The organism is Paraburkholderia acidisoli (assembly GCF_009789675.1).
Lineage (GTDB): Bacteria > Pseudomonadota > Gammaproteobacteria > Burkholderiales > Burkholderiaceae > Paraburkholderia > Paraburkholderia acidisoli.
Map to the genome: position 1 here is coordinate 1,082,380 of NZ_CP046914.1, position 22,306 is coordinate 1,104,685.

Below are 22,306 nucleotides of genomic sequence, written 5' to 3' on the forward strand. Positions count from 1 at the left end.
GGCGCCCCCAGCGGAGATCGTCTTGGCCGTTTCCAACCTCGTCGTGGACGATACACAACACACCGACGCCGCCGCCGCTTCGTCGGGCAGCTCGTTTTATCTGGCGATGCGGATTCTGCCTCCCGCGCAGCGCGACGCCATGTATCAGGTCTACGCTTTTTGCCGCGCTGTCGACGACATCGCGGACAGCGACCTCCCGCGCGCCGAGCGTGCGGCGGCGCTCGACCAGTGGCGCGCCGACATCGACGCGTGCTACGCCGGCACGCCGCGCGCCTCGCTGGCAGCGCTCACGCGTCACATCCATACGTTCGGGCTGCAGCGCGAGGACTTCCACGCGATGATCGACGGCATGGCGATGGACGCGGCCGAGGACATCTGCGCGCCCGACGAAGCCACGCTCGATCTCTACTGCGACCGCGTGGCGAGCGCGGCGGGCCGCCTGTCGGTGAGAATTTTCGGGATGCAGGAGGCGCCCGGCCGCGCGCTGTCGCACCATCTGGGACGCGCGCTGCAACTGACGAACATCCTGCGCGACATCGACGAAGACGCGGACATCAACCGCTGCTATCTGCCGCGCGAACTGCTGGCGCGCGAGGGTATCGGCGCGTCGAATCCGCATCAGATCGCCGCGGATGCGAAACTGCCGCGCGTGTGCGACACGCTCGTGCAGCGCGCGCTCGCGCATTTCGCCGAAGCCGACGCGATCATGGACGCCGCGCCGCGCGCCGAAGTCAGGGCGCCGCGCATCATGTCCGGCGTCTATCGCGTGCTGCTCGAACGCACGGTCAAACGCGGGTTCGACCTGCCGCGCACGAAAGTCAGCAAGCCGCGCGCGCGGCTGATGTGGATCGTCGCGCGCTACTGGTTGTTCTGATGCCGCGGCTCGTCCACGTGATCGGCGCGGGGCTGGCAGGCCTCGCGACGGCTGCCCGCCTGCAGCGGCGCGGCGTGCAGGTCGCGCTCTACGAGGCGGCCGCTCAGGCGGGTGGACGGTGCCGTTCGTACTACGACCGCACGCTCAACGCGACGCTCGACAGCGGTAACCATCTGGTGCTCGCGGGCCACGCGCAAACGCTCGAATACGTGCGGGCGATCGGCGCGGCGGAAGCGCTGGCGGGCGCGAGCGAGCCGGGTTTCGCATTCATGGATCTGGCGGCGCGCTCGCGCTGGACAGTGCGTTTCGCGCGCTCGCGCATGCCGTTCTGGATCGGCGACGCGCGCGCCCGCGTGCCCGGCACCCGCGCCGCGGATTACCTCGCGCTGCTGCCGCTGCTGTTCGCGAAGCCCGGCCGCACGATGGAGCAGACCATGCGCTGCGACGGCCTGCTGTGGGACCGCCTGCTGCGCCCGTTCTTCGTTTCGGCGCTCAATGTGGAGCCGCGCCACGGCAGCGCGGAACTGGCCGGCGCGATGCTGCGCGAGGCGCTGGCGGCGGGCGGCGAGGCGTTCCGGCCGCTGGCGGCGCGCGGCGGGCTCTCGAGCGCGTTCGTCGATCCGGCGTTGCGCATGCTCCAGCACGGCGGCGCGGCGATCCATCTCGGGGCGCCGCTCAAGGAGATCGTGTACGACGACGCGTCGCAGCGTGTCGCCGCACTCGATTTCGCCGATGGGCGCGTCGCGCTCGCGCCCGACGAAGCCGTGGTGCTCGCCGTGCCCGGCGCAACCGCCGCGGCGCTCGTGCCCGCGTTGCAGGCGCCGCAACAGCATACGGCGATCGTCACCGTGCATTTCGCGGTGCCGGCGCCGCCCGGACTCGTCACGCCGATGGCGCTTGTCAACGGCACGGCCAACTGGCTGTGCGCGAGCGACGCCCGGCTTTCGGCGACGATCCACGACGCGCGCGACGTGCTCGACCTCGACCCCGAGGTGCTGGCGCGGCGCGTCTGGGGCGAGGTGGCCGCGGCCGCCACGCTGCCGCTCGAGCCGATGCCCGCGTGGCGCGTTGCCGCCGACGCGCGCGCGACCTTCGCGGCCGTGCCCGAGGAAGAGTGGCGCCGTCCCGCGGCGCGCACTCGCTGGACCAATTTGATGCTCGCAGGCGACTGGACGGCTACCGGTCTGCCCGCAACGATCGAAGGCGCGATTCGCTCCGGCCGCAAGGCCGCGGATCTGCTGCTGACGGAGAACATGGAACGCCGATGAACGATTTATCCCACGCCCTGCCAACCGAAGACGAGCTTGTCAGCCGCCCTGCCAGCGCTGACACCGTCACGCCGAATCCCGTCTCCACGCCCCTGCCCGCGTTCGCCGCTGAGTTTGCCGATACCGCGCGCCCGCAGCCCGTGGCCGCGCAAGGTGCGGCCGCGCTCGACGCTTCCGTCGTGCGCGCCACCGAGGCGATCCTCGCCGACCAGCGCGCCGACGGCCACTGGGTCTACGAACTCGAAGCCGACGCCACGATTCCCGCCGAATACGTGCTGCTCGTGCATTACCTCGGCGAAACGGCGAACCTCGAACTCGAGCAGAAGATCGCGCGCTACCTGCGCCGTATTCAACTGCCGGGCGGCGGCTGGCCGCTGTTCACCGACGGCGCGATGGACGTGAGCGCGAGCGTGAAGGCCTATTTCGCGCTCAAGATGATCGGCGACGCCGAAGACGCCGAGCACATGGTGCGCGCGCGCGCGGCCATTCTCGCGGCGGGCGGCGCGGAGCAGGTCAACGTGTTCACGCGCATCCTGCTCGCGCTGTTCGGCGTGGTGACGTGGTACGCCGTGCCCATGATGCCCGTGGAAATCACGCTGCTGCCGCAGTGGTTCCCGTTCCATCTCTCGAAGGTCTCGTACTGGGCGCGCACCGTGATCGTGCCGCTGCTCGTGCTGGGCGCGAAGCGGCCGGTCGCGAAGAACCCGCGCGGCGTGCGTATCGACGAACTGTTCCACTGCGCGCCCGTGACCGTTGGTTTGAACGCGCGCGCGCCGCATCAGAGCAAGGGCTGGTTCGGCGTGTTCCGCACCATCGACGGCGTGCTGCGCGTGACCGATCCGCTGTTCCCGTCGTATCTGCGCCAGCGCGCGATCGACGCGGCGGTGGCGTTCGTCGACGAACGTCTGAATGGCGAAGACGGCCTCGGCGCGATTTTCCCGGCGATGGCCAACGCGGTGATGATGTACGACGTGCTCGGCTATCCGGCCGATCACCCGCACCGCGCGATCGCCCGCCAGTCGCTCGAAAAGCTCGTGACCGAGCACACCGAGGAAGCCTACGTGCAGCCGTGTTTGTCGCCCGTGTGGGACACGTCGCTGGCCGCGCACGCGCTGCTCGAAACCGGCGAGGCGCGCGCGGAGGAAGCGGCGCGGCGCGGGCTCGAATGGCTGCGCCCGCTGCAGATTCTCGACGTGCGCGGCGACTGGATCTCGCGCCGCCCCGACGTGCGGCCGGGCGGCTGGGCGTTCCAGTACGCGAACCCGCATTATCCCGATGTCGACGACACGGCCGTGGTCGTGGCCGCGATGGATCGCATGGACAAGCTCGACCGCGCGCACGCCTACGACACGCCCATTGCGCGGGCGCGTGAATGGGTGGTCGGCATGCAGAGCAGCAACGGCGGCTGGGGCGCGTTCGAGCCGGAAAACACCCACGAGTATCTGAACAACATTCCGTTCTCGGACCACGGCGCGCTGCTCGATCCGCCCACGGCCGACGTCTCGGGCCGCTGTCTGTCGATGCTGGCGCAACTCGGCGAAACGCCGGCCGCGAGCGAACCGGCGCGGCGCGCGTACAACTATCTGCTCGACGAACAGGAAGCCGACGGCAGCTGGTACGGCCGCTGGGGCATGAACTACATCTACGGCACGTGGACGGCGCTGAGCGCGCTCAACGCGGCCGGTCTCGAACACGGCGATCCGCGCATGCAGCGCGCCGCGAACTGGCTGATCCAGATCCAGAACGACGACGGCGGCTGGGGCGAGGACGGCACGAGCTACAAGCTCGAGTATCGCGGCTACGAACGCGCGGCCAGCACGGCGTCGCAAACGGCCTGGGCGCTGCTCGGCCTGATGGCGGCGGGCAAGGTCGAGCACCCGGCGGTGGCGCGCGGCATCGACTGGCTGCAAAAGACGCAGCGCGAGCACGGCCTGTGGGACGAAACGCGCTTCACGGCCACCGGTTTCCCGCGCGTGTTCTATCTGCGTTATCACGGCTATCGCAAGTTCTTCCCGCTGTGGGCGCTCGCGCGCTACCGCAACCTCACGCGCGCCGGTGAAACGCGTGTGACGGTGGGACTGTGACCCGGGCTTTGCACGTGAATGCTCGACTTCCTGCGCGTGTGTTGCCCGTGATCGCGGTCGCCGGCATGGCGTTCGAAGCGCGCGTGGCCGCGGGCAAGGGCGACGACGGCGTGCGCGCCGTTTACGCGGCGCGCGCCGACTGGCTGCAAGCGGCGCTCGCGCAGGCGCTCGAAGGCGGCGCGGCGGGCATCGTGAGTTTCGGCACGGCGGGCGGTCTCGGGCCGGACCTGGAGCCGGGAACCCTGGTGATCGCCGATGCCGTGGAAGGCCCGTTCGGCCGCGTCGCGACGGATGCCGCGTGGAGCGCGCGCATGGCCGAAGCGCTCATGGCCTCGCCGCTCGCGGCGAGGGTGCGGCGCGGTGTGGAAGCCGCCGTGGCGGCACCGCTCACCGGCGCGGCGGAAAAAGCGGCGCTGCATCGCACGAGCGGCGCGCTGGCCGTCGACATGGAATCGCACCTGGCCGCCGCCGCGGCCGCCGCGCACGGCGTGCCGTTCGCGGTATGCCGCGCGATCGTCGATCCGGCCTGGCGCAGCTTGCCTAAAGCCGCGATGGCCGGCCTGCGCGACGACGGCACGACCGCCGTTCTCCCCGTGATCCGCGAACTCGCGCGCGACCCGTCGCAACTGGGCGGACTGCTGCGCATTGCCGGGGACGCCAGGGCCGCGCGGCAAACGCTGGCGCTCGCGCGGCGCGTTCTGGTGGACTCGGCGGCTTTTTTTCCGGATTGAACGCACGCGAATATTGAAATACTAGGGAAAACCCCTATCTCTGGTAACATCTCGGCGTTAACCCTAGGTTCTGTTCGAATCGAGGGGCAGATCACGAATCGGGGAGTTATCAGTCATGAATTTTCATACTCGCAAGTGGGTCAAGCCGGAAGACCTCAATCCCAACGGCACCTTGTTCGGCGGCAGCTTGCTGCGCTGGATCGACGAGGAAGCGGCCATCTACGCCATTTGTCAGCTCGACAACCAGCGCGTGGTGACCAAGTTCATCTCGGAAATCAATTTCGTCAGCTCGGCGCGCCAGGGCGACATCATCGAACTGGGCATGACGGCCACGCATTTCGGCCGCACGTCCGTCACGCTGCGCGCCGAAGTGCGCAACAAGATCACGCGCAAGAGCATTCTGACGATCGACAAGATGGTGTTCGTGAACCTCGGCGCCGACGGCCTGCCCGCGCCGCACAACCGCGAACAGATCCGTTACGCCGACGAAGCCTACGAGCGCTATCGCCAGACCGTGCAAACGGCGGCCGATGCCACGGCGCTGGCAGCGGCGCGCGAAGCCGAGCGTGAAGCGGAACACGAGGACGCGGCGGCGCACTGAGCCCCTGCTGGCGTTCGCGCTGGAATAAAAACCCGTCAGCCTTTGGGGCTGACGGGTTTTGTTTTTTGGGACGAACAACCCGTTTTCTTGGTTAATCGATTTAGCTAGACTAGACTAATCTGAGCGATTGGAGGCGTACTATGAAAACCGTCAACATGCTCGAAGCCAAGTCTGCGTTGTCGCGTCTCGTTGAAGACGTCGAACTCGGGCGTGAGCCGCAAATCATCATCGCAAGAGGTGGTCGCCCGGTGGCGCGCCTTGTGCCACTTGAAGAGGTTGCGCCGGTGGAGCGCCGCATTGGCGTGGCGAAAGGCGCATTCGAGGTGCCGGACGATATCGACACGTATAACGACGAAGTGGCCGCTCTTTTCAATGGAGGCGGCGCTTGAACGTTTTGCTCGACACGCACATCGCGCTTTGGGCAATCACCGACAGCCCGAAGTTGCCTGACGCCGCGCGGGAAATCATCCTCGCCGAATCCACGACGATCCACGTAAGCGCTGCGAGCGTCTGGGAAATCGCGATCAAGTATTCGCTACAGCGCGGCGACATGCCCGTATCCGGGCGGGCAGCGCTAGGCTATTTTCGCGCGGCCGGCTATTGGCTGTTACCGATCGAGGCCGAGCACACGGTGGTGGTCGAAGGGTTGCCCCTGCACCATCAGGACCCCTTCGACCGGTTGATCGTCGCGCAGTCGCTTACGGAGCCGCTGCGGCTGATAACGCATGACCGGCAGGTCGCCCGCTACAGCGACACGATCCTGCTCGTCTAACGCCGCCGCTCTTGCGATCTCATCAAGGCGCCGTGGCCGCCGACGCCGCCGAAGCGGGCGCCGCCTTCACGGCCGAAGCCGCCTGAGCCGCGGAAGCCGCCGAAGCCGCCTTGGGCGCGGAAGCCGCCGCAGCCGGCACCGCCGCCGCCACGCCAGCCGTTCCCGCCGCTGCCGCCGCGCCGGGCCCGGCGCCTGCCGCCGTACCCGCACCGTTCACCGCCGCGCCGCTCGCCGCCGCGGCACCCGCCGCGCCCGCGCTCGATTCGCCCGGATCTTCGTAATTCGGCAGCCCGTTGCTATTCGACGAATTCGAGGAACCCGACGAACCCGCCGCGCCCGAAGCCCCGTTCGACTCGCCCGGATCCTCGTAATTCGGCAAGCCGTTTTTGTCGCTCGAGCCGCCCGCGCCGCCGTTCGGTTTCGCGGTGTCGCCGTCGCCGGTATCGCCCGGATCGCCGTAGTCCGGCAGCGGCGCATTGTTGCTCTGCGAGCCGCGAATCAGCGACTGGCGCTGCTGGCGGTACGCGTCGCGCACGAACGAATATTTGTCGAGCGCGGCCTGTTGCAGCAGGTCGGTCGCGCCCAGCAGGTCGGCGCGCGCGCTCACGAACTGCGCCACGTACATCGGGTTGCGCACGGCCGGCTCGATGTAGTTGAGGATGTTGAACTTCGTTTCGACACCCATGCCGATGCCGTCGCGCACCGAACTCGGCCCAAACAGCGGCAGCACGAGATACGGGCCGGCCGGCACGCCGTAGTGGCCCATCGTCAGACCGAAGTCCTGGTGATGCTTGGGCAGCCCGGCGGGCGTCGCGAAGTCGATCAAACCGCCCAGACCGAAGGTCGTGTTCATGGCGAGGCGCATGAGGTCTTCGGTGGCGTCGGTGATCTTCAACTGCAGCACGTCGTTGGCGAAGTTGCTCACGTCGCCGATATTCGAGAAGAAGTTCGTGATCGCCTGGCGCAGCGGCTGCGGCGTGACCTTCTGGTAGCCCTTCGCGATCGGTTGCGCGATGTGCGTGTCGAGTGCGTCGTTGAACGTGAAAATGGCGCGATTCGCGGGTTCGAACGGGTCGCCCGGTTTGCGGTCGGGACCTGTGGCGCAACCCGACGTCACGAGGAGCGTCAGGCTGGCCGCCGCCATGGTGAGCGCGGCGTAATTTTTCTTCATCGGTCGATCCCCTGAATATCCGATCGTGCGCGCTTCGCGCGCGGCTTGCCCATCAGCACCGGCTGGAACACCACCGCGCCGATCAGCGTGCAGAACAAGGACAGCGCGAGCAGTTTGCCCATGCTCGACGTGCCCGGATGATGCGAAAGCCACAGGCTGCCGAACGCCGTGGCCGTGGTCGCGGCCGAGAATAGCACCGCATGCGTGAGGCTCGAATGCAGCAGGCCGGTCTGACCGGCGCGCCATGCCATCACGAAATAGATTTTGAACGCGACGCCCACCCCCAGCATCAGGGGAAGCGCGATGATATTCGCGAAGTTGAGTTGGATACCGAACACAACGCACAACTCCAGCGTCACCAGCGCCGAAACCAGCAGCGGGATCAGCGTGCGCAGCACGTCGCCGAAATGACGCAGCGTGATCCACAGCAGCGCGGTGATGAGCAGCACCGACCAGGCCGCCGCCTGGAGGAACGCGAGAATGATCACGTTCGCCGAGTGCAGGATCGAGATCGGGCCGCCAATGGCGCGCGGCTCCGCCTGCTTCACCGCGTGCGAGAAGCGCGCGAGCATCGCGTCGTCGTTGGAATCGACGCCCGGCGGCACGCGCGGCGCGACGTCGACGATCGCCTGGCCGTTCGGCGCCACCCAGTCGCGCACCATCTCGGGCGGCAGGTTCTCGCGCGTGATTTCGGTCGGCTGCAACAGGCGTTCGAGCTGCGCGAACGCGAGCTTGAGCGGCAGGCTGAACGCGCGCTCGGCGGCGTCGCGCGTGGCCGGGCTGGCGGCGGCGAGCTTCATCAGCGAATCGGACAGATGCTTCGCCTCGGCCGCGCCCGGTCCCGGATGATCGCCGGCCGCGAGCGCGAGCTGGTTGGCTGCGCGCTTGAGCGTGTCCACGCGCACCGCGTCGGTCACGGGCGACGACGGTTGCTGCGTGAGCGCGGGCATCAGTTGCTGTGAGGCGCTCGAGATCAGCATGAGTTTTTGCTGCTGTTCCGTGGGGATCAGCGAACTGAGCGTGACCGCGCGGCCCACTTCGGGCAGTTTCGCGAGCTTCACGGCGATCTGGTCGGCCTCGGCCAGCGAAGGCGCGAGCACGCTCACGTCGTTGATCGAAATGACGGGCGAATTCTTGAGCGCGATGAGCGTGGCCATCGACTCGGTATGCGGGTCCTTCAGATGCAGCGGATTGAAGTCGAAGCGCAAGTGCAGCAGCAGCGGCGACGCGCCCAGCACGACCACGAGCGTGCCGATCAGAACCGGCTTGCGATGCTCGGCGAGCCAGCGGTCGACGGGCGCGAGAAACGCGAAGCCCGGCGAGGCGCGCTCGCCCTTCGGCTTGAACACGCTGATGAGCGCGGGCAGCAGCGTCATGTTCGCGAAGTACGCGACGAACATGCCCACGCCGGCGATCTGCCCGAGTTCCGAGAGGCCCTTGTAGGCCGTGGGCATGAAGGAGAAGAAGCTTTCGGCCACGGCGATGGCGGCGAGCGTGAGCGGCAGGCCGATCAGCCGCGCCGTCTTGAGAATGGCCGCGTCGAGCCGGTTGTCCTGGAAGCGTTCTTCGCGGTACTTCACGCCGAACTGCACGCCGAAGTCCACGCCGAGACCCACGAACAGCACCATGAACGCGACCGAGAGCATGTTGAGCGAGCCGATCATCATGAGCCCGAGCGCGGCCGTGACCACGAGGCCCACCACGAGCGTGACGAGCACCGCGCCGATCAGGCGGCCCGAGCGCAGCGCGAGCCAGAGGATCACGAGCACGACGATCGCCGTGATGATGCCGTTGAGCGCGGCGCCTTCCTGCACCGAGGCGAATTCGTCGTCGGCGAGCGGCTGTTCGCCGGTCAGGCGGATGTGCGCGCCGTATTCGGTGTCGAGATGCAGCGCGGCCGCCGAGGCGCGAATGGCTTCGGCCGCGTTCGCGCCCGCCTTGAGCGCCGCGAAGTTGAGCACGGGCTGCACGGTCACGAACGAGAACGCGGGCTTGGCGGCGGCGTCCTTGTCGACGAGCGCGCGCCACGAGAACGCGGCGGGCTTGCCCGCGAGCACCTGGTCGACGACGTCGGCGGCGCTGCCCAGCAGGTGCGCCATTTGCGGCAATTTCACCTGGCCGATGGTGAGCGGCAATTGCAGCGTGGTCGTGAGCGTGCCCGCGAGGCCCGCGAGGCTCGGGTCTTTCGCCAGCTGATTGACGAGCGGCCGCGCCTGCACGAGCTGGCCCGTGGTGGTGAGCACGGTTTGCGTCGACGGAAACAGCAGGCCGTTGTGCTCGAAGAACGGGCCGCCCGCGGGCTGCGACACCGAGCTGAATTCGCGCGTGTCCTGCTTGAGCGCCTGGGCGAGCTTGTCGGCGGCGGCGTCGGCGAGTTCAGGCGCGTCGGCCTGGACCACCACCAGCAGCGAGCTGGCGCGTTGCGGGAACGCCTTGTCCTTGGCGTCGCTGAGCGCGGCCCACTCGGCGTTGTTCTCGACGAGACCGCTGACGTCCGTGTTGATCTTGAAATGCTTCGCGACGTACACGCCGGACAGAACGGCAAGCACGATCGCAAGTGTGATGACCCACGCCGCGCGGCGCACCGACCAGGCGACGAGGTGAACGATGAATGGCTTCAACATACAGGCGAGGGGGCCTTGTCAATTAAGTTTTTTGACGCGAAGCGCTCAAGTATACCGGCCCCGACCGTTGTGACGCGGCATGTGCGCATGCAGGGGCGCGGCGGCGCCCAAAGAGCGCATGCGTCAAAGCCGTTATACTGGCCCAGCCGGTCGCGCGGGACTGCCGCGCCGGGCCGGCGCCTGATTCTCACTGTTCCTGAAGAGCGTATGAAACGTTACTTGACCGCATTTCTCGCCGCAGCCTGTCTCACGGGCGCATCGACCGCCGCTTTCGCGCAGTCCTCGCCGGACGCCGTCGTGAAAGCTGCCGTGGAAGGCACCGTGAAGGCAATGCAAGCCGATCCGCAAGCGAAGGGCGGCGACATGAACAAGATCACGCAAGTGGTCGAGACCCATTTCGTACCGGCCACGGATTTTCAGCGCACCACGCGTATCGCCATCGGCAAGGCGTGGACCACCGCCACGCCCGAACAACAGCAGAAGCTCTATGAGCAATTTCAACTCCTGCTCGTGAAGACCTACGCCTCGTCGCTCGCGCAGCTTCGCGACACGCAGGTCACCTTCAAGTTCGTGCCGTCCAACACGGGCGCGAACGCGAAAGACACCGTGGTGCAATCGCACGTCATCAGCAACGGCGGCGACGACGCCATCGACTACCGCATGGAAAAGAGCGGCAACGGCTGGAAGATTTACGACATCAACATGATGGGCGCGTGGCTCATCCAGGTGTATCAAACGCAGTTCGCCGACCAGATCGCGAAGGGCGGTATCGACGGGCTCATCAAGTTCCTCATCGATCACAACGCGCGCAGTTAAGTACCGTACTTCAACACGTCTGCGCACGTGTCGGTGTCATAACGGGCGGCTTCGCAATGCGAGCCGCCCGTCTCGTTTGCAGCGGGGCTTCCGGCTTCCACACAGGATTTTTTTCATGCGCGCTCGCGTGGTGTCCGCGTGTTTTGTCATGTCGATGGCGATCGGCGCGAGCGTTTGCGTCACCGCCTGCACGAGCGGCCCGGCGCATCGTGAGACTTCGCCGGTCGTTTCGTCGACGGATCCGTCGAGCCATCCCACGCGCGCGCCGCTCGTGATCGCGCATCGCGGCGGCACCGGCGACGCGCCCGAGAACACGCTCGCCGCGATCCGCCTCGCGCTCGCCCATCACGCCGACGCGATCTGGCTCACCGTGCAGCTGAGCCGCGACGGCGTGCCCGTGCTGTATCGCCCCGCCGATCTCGCCGCGCTCACCGACGCGCGCGGTCCCGTGGCCGCGAAAACGGCCGCCGAACTCGCGCGCGTGAACGCGGGCTGGCGGTTTCAATCCGCCGATGCCAACGGCAACGCCAACGACCCCTGGCGCCGGACGCCCGCGCCCATTCCCACGCTCGCCGCCGCGCTCGCCGCGATACCGCCCAACGTGCCCGTGATCCTCGACATGAAGGCGCTGCCCGCCGCGCCGCAAGCGCGTGCCGTGGCGCAGGTGCTCGACGCGGCGAACGCGTGGCCGCGCGTGCTCCTCTATTCGACCGAAGCGGACTATCAGCGCGCGTTCGCCGCGTGGCCGCAGGCGCGCGTGTTCGAGGCGCGCGACGCCACGCGCACGCGGCTCGTGACGCTCGCGCTCGCGCGGCGTTGCGAAGCGCCGCCGCCCGCGGGCGCATGGACCGCGTTCGAATGGCGGCGCGAACTCGACGTTGCCGAGCACTACACGCTGGGCGAAGCGCATTCGAAAGTCCCCGACGCGCAACTCTGGAGCGCGCGCGCCGTGCAGTGCTTTCGCACCCGGCCCGACGTGCATATCGTCGCGATCGGCGTGAACGACGAGGCCGACTATCGCGCGGCCGCATGCGCGGGCGTGGATGCCGTGCTCGCCGATTCGCCGCGTCGCATGACGCGGGCGCGCGACACATTTCGTGAAGATTCGTGTCGCTGAATTAGCGTCGATAAGGCGCGCGTTATCTGTCGACATCGACACAAAGAAAAAGGCGCAACGGTCGTGAAACCGTTGCGCCTTTTTTAACGCGACTTCAGATCAGCCAGCCGCTTACCACTTCCAGTTCAAGCCCGCCACGCCGCTGTAGTTCTGCTCGTGGTTGCCGAGGTCCGCCGAAACGCGCGCGAACACCGAGGCGTGCTTGCCCACCGTCCACTCGCCGCCCGTGCCCACGTGAGCGATCGTGCGCGCCAGCGGCGTGCCGCCCGCCTGGTAGACATAGTCGGGCGCGCTCGCGAACGACGCGTTGACCGTCTGGCTCGTGCTGCCGAAGCGCTGCTGCACGTTCGCGTCCACTTCCCACGTGTTCGTGCCGCCGCCGCTGCGCTGCTGCGTGAACAGGTAGCGCACGCCCGCCACGCCCGTCGTGGCCGCCTGACCGGTGCCCTGGTAGGCGAGATCGAACAGACCGCCGCCGCTTTCCGTGTAGCCCGCCTGGCCGTAGTGGCCGAAGCGCACGCCCACGTAAGGTTGCAGCGTCATGTCGTCACGCAGATGCAGGCTCAGACCGCCTTCGGCATAAGCCGTCGTCGATTGCGTCTGCACGCTGCCGCGCGGGTTGCCGTTCAGCGTGCCGAGCGTGACCGAGCGGTTCACCGAGTCGGCCCAGCGTCCCGTGCCCACCATGGCGCGGGCGAAGAACGGTTGTTCCGCCGGCGTCCACGCGCCGTACACGAGTGCCTGCCAGCCGTTCGCATGACCGCTCGCGCCCGGCTCGTTGAAGCCGAGATCGCTGTAGTCCGCATCCACGGCCACGCCCACCCGCACGTCGCGCAACACCACGCGGTCGTAGCCGATCGTGAGCGAACTCGTGCGCACGTCGAGCGCCGAACTGCCGACCGACGAATCGCCCGAATTGTGCGACTGGCCGTAGCGCACCTGCGCCCACAGATCGTTCGACGGACGCGCCATCGAAGCCGCCGTCAGGCGATCGCCCACGGTGTTCTGCAGCGCCTCGGTGTTCTGACGCGCCACGCGCAGCAGGTTCGCGCCTTCGTCGCCGGCCATCTGCGTGAGCGCGCTGCGCGCGCCCGCCGTCGATTGCATCAGCAAGGCCGCCGTGACGTCGTTGCCGCCCGCGCCCTTTGCGTAGATGCGGTTGAGCGCGCTCGCCACCTGCAACTGGTTCTGGTTCTGGCCGACCATGCCGAAGCCCGCGAACAGGCCCGTCTGCCAGAAGATCGACGCGATGTTCAGCGTGAGATCCACTTCCTGGCCCGCGTAGCTCAGCGTGGGCGCGAGGTACGCGTAGTCGGTCGTGACGCCCGCGAACTCGCCGGTGCGCGTGCCCGTGTACGTCAGGATCGCGACCGTCGTGTTCGGTTTCCAGTTGTCCGGACCCGCGCTGACGACGACCTTCGCGCCGCCGTTCGTGCCGCTCGCCGCCAGCGTGACGTCGCCGTTGACAGCCACGCTGCCCGCCTGACCCGCCGCCGTCGCGCTCACCACGAACTGCGCGCCGTCGTTCATCGCCAGATTGCCGGCGATATGGAACTGGCTGCCCGGCGTCTTCGCGGCGAGCGTGCCGCCCGCGTTGATCGTGGCGTTGCCCGTGAGCGTGCCGCTGCCGTAGAGCGTGGCGCCCGCGTTCACCGCCACGTTCGCCGCCGTGCTGGTATCGACCTGCACGGTGCCGCCGTTCGCGACAATGCCCTGGCTCGCGCTCGCGAGGTTCTGCACGAGGCCGCCGCTCGTGACCGTGACGCCGGCCACGTCGCCGTCGCCGGTGAGCGTGCCGCCGCTGTTCACCACGGTGTTCGACACCGTGCTGCCCGAGTGCACGAGCTGCGTGCCGCCCGCGTCGACGGTCGTGTCGGTGGCCGTGCCGCCCGAGCTGACCACCTGCGTGCCGCCCGCGAGCGTCGTCTGGTTGGCGATGGCGTCGGCCTGCACTTCCTGCAAGCCGCCGCTGTTCACGAGCGTGCCCGTGGCCGTGCCGCCGAACGCCACCTGCTGCACGCCGCCGCTGTTGACCACGGCGTTGTTCGCGTAGCCCATGACTACGCCGTCGACATACTGCAAGCCGCCCGCGTTGATGGTCGTGTCGTTCGCCACGCCGCCCGCCAGCACGTTCTGCGTGCCGCCGCTGTTGACGACCGTGGTGCTCGCGACCGCGCCTTCGAGCAGCGTTTGCGTGCCGCTCGTGGCGAGCGTCGTCTGGTTGGCCACGCCGCCCGACGAGACGGTTTGCGTGCCGCCGCTCGACACCACGGTGGTTTGCGCGACGCCGCCCGAGGAGACGTTCTGCGCGCCGCCCGCGACCGTGGTGCTGCTCGCCACGCCCGCCACGGTTTGCGTGCCGCCCGCCGAAACCAGCGTGCCTTGCGCGCTCGCGCCCGCCGCGATCTGCTGGGTGCCGCCGCCGCTGACCGTGGCGCTCACCGCGCCGCCGCCCGACGAGACGGTTTGCGTGCCGCCCGAGATCAGCGAGCCTTGCGCGAGGCCGCCCGCCGAGACGACTTCCGTGCCGCCCGAGCCGACGTTCGTGCCGTGCGCGACGCCGCCCGAGAGCACCGTGAAGGTGCCGCCGTTTTCGACCAGCACGTTGCTGGCCGAATTGGCCGCCACCTGGAACGCGCCGCTCGCGTTGCTGCCGCTCACGCTGGCCGAGGTGTTGCCGGTGAAGGCCGCGCCCGCGCTTTGCGCGATGGTGGCGCTGCCCGCGTCCGTGACCGTGGCGGAGCCGCCGCCGAGCACGGTGATGCTGCCACCCGTGCCGCCGCTCGAGACCGTGATCTGGCCGCCCGAGAGCACCAGCGTGCCGCTGGCCGCGCCGCCCGAGACCACGGTTTGCGAACCGCCGCTCGACACCACCGAGCTGGTGGCGCTGCCGCCCGACGAGATCGCCTGGGTGCCGCCGCTCGACACGTTCGTGCCGCTCGCCGCGCCGCCCGAGACGACCGACTGCGTGCCGCCGTCGGTGACCGCCACGCCGCTTGCCACGCCGCCCGACGACACGTACTGCGTGCCGCCGCTCGCGACCGTGACCGCGCCCGCGCTGCCGCCCGCCGAGACGTTCTGCGTGCCGCCCGCGCTCACCAGCGTGCCCGAGGCGATGCCGCCCGAGGCCACGTTCTGCGTGCCGCCGCTCGCCACCGTCGTGTTCAGCGCGGTGCCGCTCGTCTGCACGTATTGGGTGCCGCCGCTGCCGACCAGCGTGAGCACCGCGCTGCCGCCCGCCTGCACGTTCTGCAAGCCGCCCGACTGCACTTGCGTGCCCGCCGCGACGCCGCCCGATTGCACGTCTTGCAAGCCGCCGCCCGACACCGTCGTGCCGCTCGCCGTGCCGCCGGCCGCGACCGACTGCGTGCCGCCGCTCGACACCGTGGCGTCCTGCGAGAGACCGCCCGAGGCGATCGTTTCCAGCGCGCCCGCGCCGATCTGCGTGGCGCTGACCGCGCCGCCCGACGACACCGTGAGCGTGCCGCCGCTCGTGATCTGCGTGGCGTTCGCGTGGCCGCCGGAAGCGACGTCGACGGTACCGCTCGCGCCGATCTGCGTGCCGCTCGCCACGCCCGAAACGTGCATCGCGCCGCCGCTCGCGACGAGCGTGTCGTTGGCGACGCCGCCCGAGGCCACGTCGACCGTGCCGCCCGCGCCCACGACCGTGCCGCTGGCCGTGCCCGCCACGCTTTGCGTGCCGCCCGAGACCGTCGTGCCGCTCGCCATGCCGCCCGAGGCGACCGTTTCCGTGCCGCCGCTGCCCACGTAGTCGCCGAAGGCGCTGCCGCCCGCGAGCACCGTGAAGCCGCCGCCGTTTTCGACGAGTACGCCCGAGGCGACGTTGTTCTGCACCGAGAAGGCGCCCGAGGTGTTGCTGCCGTGCAGGATCGTGCCCGAGGTATCGGCGACGAGCGTGGCGCCCGCCTGCTGATCGAGACCGTCGACGAGACCGCCGCCCGTGAGCGTGAGTTGCGCGCCCGCTTCCAGCGACGTGCCGCTCGCGACACCGCCCGCGAGCACGTTCTGCGCGCCGCCCGAGCTGACGGTCGTGCCGGTTGCCGAGCCGAGGCTCGCGACCGTCTGCACGGAATCGCTGTTGACGCTCGTGCCCGCGGCCGTGCCGCCCGCCGCGACGGTTTGCGTCGCGCCGTTGAGCGTGGTGCCGCTGGCGGTGCCCGAGACGGTTTGCGTGCCGCCGTCGAAGGTCGCGCCGATCGCGACGCCGCCCGTTGCGACGTTCTGCGCGCCGCCCGAGACGACCGTGTTGGTGGCCGTGCCCGAGACGTTCTGCGTGCCGCTCGCGCCGATCGCCGCGCCGTCGGCCGTGCCGCCGGAAGCGACCGTTTGCGTGCCGCCGTCGTCGACGCTGCCACCCGTGGCCGAGCCGCCCGACATCACGTTCTGTTGCGCGCCCGAACCCGCCACGGTCGTGCCCGAAGCATTGCCGTAGAGCGTTTGCGTGCCGGACAGCACGGTGTCGACCACCGTGCCCGAGACGACCTGCGTCGCGCCCGCATCGACCGTGCTGCCCGACGCCACGCCACCGGCGCCGACGTTCTGCTGCGCGCCGCTTTCGATATGCGCCGACGCGACCGTGCCGCCCATGAAGACGGTTTGCGCGCCGCCCGACTGCACGTCGGTGCCGGTGGCCGTGCCGCCGAGCGCGACCGTTTGCGTGCCGCCGCTGCCCACCGTCGTGTCGCTGGCGGAGCCGAGGTAACCCACGCCCTGGCTGCCGCCCGAGAGCACGGTGCCGACCGCGCTGCCCGCCGAGACCATCTGCATGCCGCCCGTCGTGACCGTCGTGCCGTTCGCGACGCCGCCGCTCAGCACCTGCGCGCCGCCCGAACCGACGCTCGTGTTGTCGGCGCTGGCGCCGCTCAGGAGCGTTTGCGTGCCGCCGCCCGCGACGACCGTATCCGTCGCGCTGCCCGCCACGTTTTGCGCGCCGCCCGAGAGCACCGAGCCGCTGGCCGCGCCGCCCGAGGCGACTGCTTGCGTGCCGCCCGAGAACACCGTCGTGGCGCTCGTGCTGCCGCCGTTGGCGACCGTTTCCGTGCCGCCGCTCGACACCAGCGTGCCGCTGGCCGCGCCGCCCGAAGCGACGTTCTGCGTGCCGCCCGAGCCCACCGTGGTGGCTTGCGCGCTGCCGCCCGAGGCCACGTTGAGCGAGCCGCCGTTTTCGGCGAGCACGTTGCTCGCCACGCCGCTGATGATCGAGAACGCGCCGTTGGCGTTCTGGCCGTCGACGTTCGCGCCCGTGTCGGTGATCAGTGCCGCGCCCGCTCGTTGATCGACATCCGTTGCCGTGGCGCCCGCCGAAACCGCCAGCGTGCCGCCGCTCAGCACCGAAGCCGCGCCCGCGCTGCCGTTGGCCGTCACGTTCAGACGGCCGCCGCCCGAGACGGTGGTGAAGTCGGCTTCGCCGCCCGCGAGCACGCTCTGCGCGCCGCCGGACAGCACCGTGGTCGCGAACGACGAGCCGCCGTCGCCGAGGATCGCCCGGCCGCCGCTGGAAACCACCGTGCCGCCGAGCGAACCGCCCGACACCGCGCTCGCCACGCCGCCCGCCAGCACCTGCGTGCTGTCGGCATAGCCGTCGCCGCTCACGGTTTGCGTGCCGCCCGAATGCACCGAGGTCGAGTTGGCCGTGCCGAGCACGCTTTGCGAGCCGTTCGCGTAGAGCTGCGTGCCGTCGGCCTCGCCGTCCGCGCTCACGTTCTGCGTGCCGCCGCTCACGACCGTGCCGGTCGCCATGCCGTCCACGGTCTGCGTGCCCGCGCTGATGGTGGTGCCGGACGCCGTGGCGCCGTTCTGCACGTTTTGCGTGCCGCCCGAGATCACGGCATTGGTCGATGCGCCGCCCGCCGAAATCGTCATCGTGCCGCCCGTCTTGATCACGGTGCCGGAGGCGCTCGCGTTGTCGTCGACGTTCTGGTTGCCGCCCGCCGTCACGATGGTGCCGCTGGCGGTGCCATCCACGGTCTGGGTGCCCGCGACCGTTGCCGAAACGGCTCGCGCGCCCGCCTGAACCTGCTGGGTGCCGTGCGCCTGCACGCTCGCGCCGCTCGTCACGCCGCCCGACTGCACGTTTTCCTGGCCGGCGCTGCCGACCACGGTGTTGAGCGACGAACCGCCCGACAGCACCGTGAGGCTGCCGCCGTTCATGATCTGCACGCCCGAGGCCACATTGGCGCTGATACGGAACGACGAGCCGTTCGGGCCGGTGCCCGAGAGCAGGCCCGCCGTATCGGCGGTGAGAATCGCGCCGGAATTTTCGGTCACGCCGAGCGCCGTGCCGCCGCCCGTGAGCGTGAGCGCGCCGCCGGAATTCATCGTCAGGCCCGATACCGCGCCGCCCGACGCCACCGCGACCGTGCCGCCGCCATTGACCGTGCCGCCCGAGGCGTGGCCGCCCGCGAGCACTTGTTCGATACCGCCGTACACGGCCGTGCCGCTCGCGGTGCCGCCCGAGCTGACGGTTTGCGAGCCGCTGTAGATCGTGGTCGACGACACCACGCCGCCAGCTTCCACCGACTGCGTGCCGCCTTGCACGGTCGTGCCGCTCGCCACGCCGCCGCTCACGTCTTGCAGGCCGCCTGACGAAACGGTCGTGCCGCTCGCCACCGCGCCCGCGAGTACGTCCTGTTCGCCGTTCAGGCCGATGGTGGTCGACTTGGCGACGCCGCCCGACTGGATGGTTTGGGTGCCCCCCACGAGGCTGTCGCCGGTCGCGACGCCGCCGTTGGAGACGACTTCGGTGCCGCCCGAGCCGACCGTGTTGTAGCTGCCCGAGCCGCCGTTCAGGATCGACAGCGTGCCGCCCGAGGTGACATTGCTGTACGACGCGCGCGTGCCCGTGGCAACCGAGAGCGTGCCGCCCTGGATTTGCGCGCTGTTCGCCGAAGCGCTGTTGGCGAGCGCGATCGTGCCGCCCGCGAGCACCGTGGCCCCCGTCGTGCTGGCGGCGCTGCCGTTGACGTTCTGGTGACCGCCCGACGACACCACCGCGCCATAGCTCGAACCGCTCACGGTTTCCGTGCCGCCGCCCTGGATTTGCGTGCCCGAGGCGCGCGCGTACTGCGCGATCGTCTGGGTCGCGCCGCTGTTGACAACGGTGCTGTTCGCCGTGCCGCTCGTCACGGCTTCGGTCGAGCCCGAGGCCAGTTGCGTGCCCACGGTCGTGCCGCCCACCACGTTGACGGTCGTGCCGGTGGCCGCGCTGGTGTTGCTCGCCACGCCGCCCGACACGTTGAGCGCGCCGCTACGGAAGTTCGTGTCGTAGGTCGTGCCGCCCGAAATGTTCTGGGTGCCGCCCGAAATGAGCGTGCCGCTGGTCGTGCCGCCGGTCACGTTTTCGACGCCGCCCGTCTGGACGGTCGTGCCGCTCGCCACGCCGCCCGAGACGTATTCGACCGCGCCGCTGCCGATGGTCGTGTTGTTGGTCACGCCGCCGCGCACGTAGACCGTGCCGCCCGTCGATGCAACCGTGTCGTTGGTCACGCCGCCCGCCGCGGTGAGCGTGCCGAGGCTGCTCACCACCGCGCTGTTGAGCGTGCCGCCGCTCACGACGGCCGTGCCGTAGGACGTGATCGTGGCGTTGTTGGCCACGCCGCCCGACACCGTGAGATTGCCGCCGCTGCTGACGAGCGTGTTCGACGCGGTGCCGCTCGACAGCACGGTCAGCTGGCCGCCGTTTTCGAGGATCACGTTGGTGGCGACGTTGCCGCTTACCGTGAAGGTGCTGCTCTTGTTGCTCGCGTTGACGATGGTCGCGTTGGTGTTGGTGACGAGCGCGCCGCCCGCCGAGACCACCACGCCGTCCGCGAGACCGCCCGCATCCACTTCGAAGCGGCCGTTGTTGTCGACCCGCGTGGTCGTGGCGATGCCGCCGCTGTTGACGATGGTGTTGCCGCCGCTGCCCACCTCCGTGACCGTCGCGCTGCCGCCCGACAGCACGGTGAGTACGCCGGTGTATTCGATCACCGCGTTGCTCGCCACGTTGCCCGACACCGTGAAGTTGCCGTTGCGGTTCGTGCCGTTGGTGATGACCGCCGAGGTGTTGGTGATGAGGCCGCCGCCGGCGCCTTGCGACACCACGTCGGCCGAGCCGCCCGCGTCCACCTGGAGCGTGCCGGCGATCAGCGTGGTCTGGCTCGCGAAGCCGCCGCTGTTCACGGTCAGCTTGGCCGCGCCGCCGTCGAGCACCACGTTCGACGCCACGTTGTTCGAAACGTAGAAGCTGCCGCTCGCCGTGGTCGACGCGTTCGTGATCGTCGCGGAGGTATTGGTGATGATCTGGCCGCCGGAGCCCTGGCTCACGACATCGGCGGTACCGGCCGCGTCCACCTGGAGAATGCCGCCCGCCGAGTACATGGTGTCTTGCGCGGTGCCGCCCGAAAGCGCCGTGAGATGACCGGTGCCGACGATCTGCGTGTGCGACGCGACGTTGTCCTGGATCGTGAAGGCGTTGCCGTTGTCCGCGCGCGTGTTGGTGCCGTTGAGCACCGTTGAGGAGGTCGTGGCCACGAGGCCGCCGCCCGCGTTCTGCACGATGCCGGTGGCCGTGCCGCCCGACTCGACCGTGAAGGTGCCGCCCGAATTCACGGTGCCCGAGGTCGCGCTCGCGCCCGAACGCACGTCCACGTTGCCGCCGCTCGAGACGACCGCGAAGTTGGTCGCGCCGCCCGAGTTGACGTATTGCGTGGCGTACGTGCCGCTCACGAGCGTGGCGTTCGCGACGCCGCCCGCCTGCACCGTGTCGACCGAAGCCGGGCCGACCGTGGTGCCGCTTTCCACGCCCGCCACCGACTGCGTGGCGTAGTACGTGTTGGTGCCGCTCAGCACCGAGCCGCTCACATAGCCGCCCGCCTGCACGTTCACCGAAGCGCCCGAGTTCACGCGCACCGTGTTGAGCGTGCCGCCGCTCGAGACGCCCACGCTGCCGCCCGAGTTGACCGTGGTCGAGGTGGCCGTGCCGCCCGCGACGCTCTGGCTGCCGCCGTAGCCGACCGTGGTGAACGACGCCGATCCGCCATTCGATACGACCTGGCTGCCGCCCGAGCTGACCGTGGCCGAGACCGCGGTGCCCGCGCCCGAGACCGTTTGCGTGCCGCCGCTGCGCACGTTCGAGTAAGTCGCGAAGCCGCCCGTGATGTTCTGTGTGCCGTTGCTCGTGACCGTCGACGAGGTCGCGGTGCCGCCGCTCACGTTTTGCGTGCCGCCCAGAATCTGCGTGTTCGCGGCCGAGCCGCCGACGAACACGTTTTCGTTGCCGCCCGCGCTCACGACGGTGCCGCTGGAGCGTTGCCCCAAAAGCACGTCGAGTTTGCTGCCGTCGGTGAGCACGTAACCGGTGGCCGCGCCGCCCGTCGTGCTGAAGCTGGTGCCGTTGGCGTTGGTGCCGTAGATCGTGCCCGAGGTGGTCGCGGCCAGCGTCGACCCCGACGAGAGCGTGAGGCCGCTCACGTAGGCGCCGGCGGAAACGACTTCGTGGCCGCCGCCCGAGACCGTCACGCCCGTGGCGGTGCCGCCGCCCAGCACGACCTGGGCGCCGCCGTAGTTGACGACGGTGGTGGCCGCGCTGCCCGCGCTGTGCACGGTCTGCATGCCGCCGCCGTTGATCGTCGACGAGTTGGCGTGGCCGGCCGAATACACGTCTTCGGAGCCATTCACCGTCGACGAGGTCACGGTGGCGGCCCAGAGGTTTTGCGCGCCGCCCGCGTTGATCGTGGTCGAGGTGGCCGTGCCGCCCGAGAGGTTTTGCGTGCCGCCCGAGTTGACCGTGGTCGAGGAGGCCACGCCGCTCGACACGTTCTGCGTGCCGCCCGCGTAGACCGTGGTTGCCGTGGCGGTGCCGCGCACGGTTTGCGTGCCGCCGCTGTTCACGCTCGTGGCGTTCGTGCTGCCGCCGGCGGAAACAAACTGCAGGCCGCTGTCGCCGACGCTGACGCTGATCGCGGACCCGGCGTTCTCGATGGCTTGCGTGCCGCTCGTCACCGTTTCGCCGATGACGGTGTGGCCGCTCGTGACGTCGGCGGTGAAACTCGGCGGATTCGAGGTTTGCGCGAGCGCGGGCGTGGCGATGACCGCATGCAGCCCGAGCAGCGAAAACAGGCCCGCGAGCAGGCGAGACACGCGACGACGGCGATTGCCGAAGACGTGTTGGCAGAATTTACGGCGGAAGGTAATCGGCTTCATTGTTGTTGACTACGGTGTATCGCCCCGAGGCGCGTGCGCGCCCGA

Annotated in this window: 12 protein-coding genes; 9 read left to right on the forward strand and 3 right to left on the reverse strand. The window is 69.5% G+C overall.

What is annotated here, in order from left to right; all coding sequences use genetic code 11:
- The first annotated feature begins 22 nt into the window (after window positions 1-22).
- The 7 genes from hpnD (at window position 23) to FAZ98_RS19000 (ending at window position 6,330) form a co-directional block, all read left to right on the forward strand.
- Window positions 23-874, forward strand: a complete 852-nt coding sequence (hpnD, locus tag FAZ98_RS18970; RefSeq protein WP_158952828.1) for a presqualene diphosphate synthase HpnD — start codon at window positions 23-25, stop codon at window positions 872-874.
- Window positions 874-2,142, forward strand: a complete 1,269-nt coding sequence (gene hpnE / locus FAZ98_RS18975; RefSeq protein WP_158952829.1) for a hydroxysqualene dehydroxylase HpnE — start codon at window positions 874-876, stop codon at window positions 2,140-2,142. Before hpnD ends, hpnE begins: the two co-directional genes overlap by 1 nt.
- Window positions 2,139-4,226, forward strand: coding sequence for a squalene--hopene cyclase (shc, locus tag FAZ98_RS18980; RefSeq protein ID WP_158952830.1), 2,088 nt, complete (start codon window positions 2,139-2,141; stop codon window positions 4,224-4,226). Before hpnE ends, shc begins: the two co-directional genes overlap by 4 nt.
- A 65-nt stretch (window positions 4,227-4,291) precedes the next feature.
- Window positions 4,292-4,957, forward strand: a complete 666-nt coding sequence (locus tag FAZ98_RS18985; RefSeq protein WP_158954055.1) for a phosphorylase — start codon at window positions 4,292-4,294, stop codon at window positions 4,955-4,957.
- Window positions 4,958-5,072: 115 nt separating this feature from the next.
- Complete coding sequence (locus tag FAZ98_RS18990; protein ID WP_158952831.1) at window positions 5,073-5,558, forward strand: acyl-CoA thioesterase; 486 nt, start codon at window positions 5,073-5,075, stop codon at window positions 5,556-5,558.
- Between the two features lie 140 nt (window positions 5,559-5,698).
- Complete coding sequence (locus FAZ98_RS18995; protein WP_158952832.1) at window positions 5,699-5,947, forward strand: type II toxin-antitoxin system Phd/YefM family antitoxin; 249 nt, start codon at window positions 5,699-5,701, stop codon at window positions 5,945-5,947.
- Complete coding sequence (locus tag FAZ98_RS19000) at window positions 5,944-6,330, forward strand: type II toxin-antitoxin system VapC family toxin (protein ID WP_158952833.1); 387 nt, start codon at window positions 5,944-5,946, stop codon at window positions 6,328-6,330. Before FAZ98_RS18995 ends, FAZ98_RS19000 begins: the two co-directional genes overlap by 4 nt.
- Before the next feature lie 22 nt (window positions 6,331-6,352).
- Here the strand turns inward: FAZ98_RS19000 and FAZ98_RS19005 are convergent, their stop codons facing one another.
- Both FAZ98_RS19005 and hpnN read right to left on the reverse strand, forming a co-directional pair.
- On the reverse strand, window positions 6,353-7,501 hold the full coding sequence (locus FAZ98_RS19005) for an MlaA family lipoprotein (protein ID WP_158952834.1): 1,149 nt from the start codon (window positions 7,499-7,501) through the stop codon (window positions 6,353-6,355).
- Entirely contained in the window at window positions 7,498-10,125 is a 2,628-nt protein-coding gene (hpnN, locus tag FAZ98_RS19010) for a hopanoid transporter HpnN (protein ID WP_158952835.1), read from the reverse strand. The genes FAZ98_RS19005 and hpnN overlap by 4 nt, the downstream gene beginning before the upstream one ends.
- Window positions 10,126-10,332: 207 nt before the next feature.
- Here hpnN and FAZ98_RS19015 point away from each other — a divergent pair, with 207 nt between their 5' ends.
- On the forward strand, window positions 10,333-10,941 hold the full coding sequence (locus tag FAZ98_RS19015) for an MlaC/ttg2D family ABC transporter substrate-binding protein (protein ID WP_158952836.1): 609 nt from the start codon (window positions 10,333-10,335) through the stop codon (window positions 10,939-10,941).
- Window positions 10,942-11,056: 115 nt separating this feature from the next.
- Window positions 11,057-12,058 carry a glycerophosphodiester phosphodiesterase family protein gene (locus FAZ98_RS19020; RefSeq protein ID WP_233272739.1) on the forward strand — a complete coding sequence of 334 codons (1,002 nt, stop codon included), beginning with the start codon at window positions 11,057-11,059 and terminating at the stop codon, window positions 12,056-12,058.
- A 111-nt stretch (window positions 12,059-12,169) separates the two neighbouring features.
- Here FAZ98_RS19020 and FAZ98_RS19025 read toward each other — a convergent pair whose 3' ends face one another.
- On the reverse strand, window positions 12,170-22,198 hold the full coding sequence (locus tag FAZ98_RS19025) for an AIDA repeat-containing protein (protein WP_158952837.1): 10,029 nt from the start codon (window positions 22,196-22,198) through the stop codon (window positions 12,170-12,172).
- Window positions 22,199-22,306: the final 108 nt, after the last annotated feature.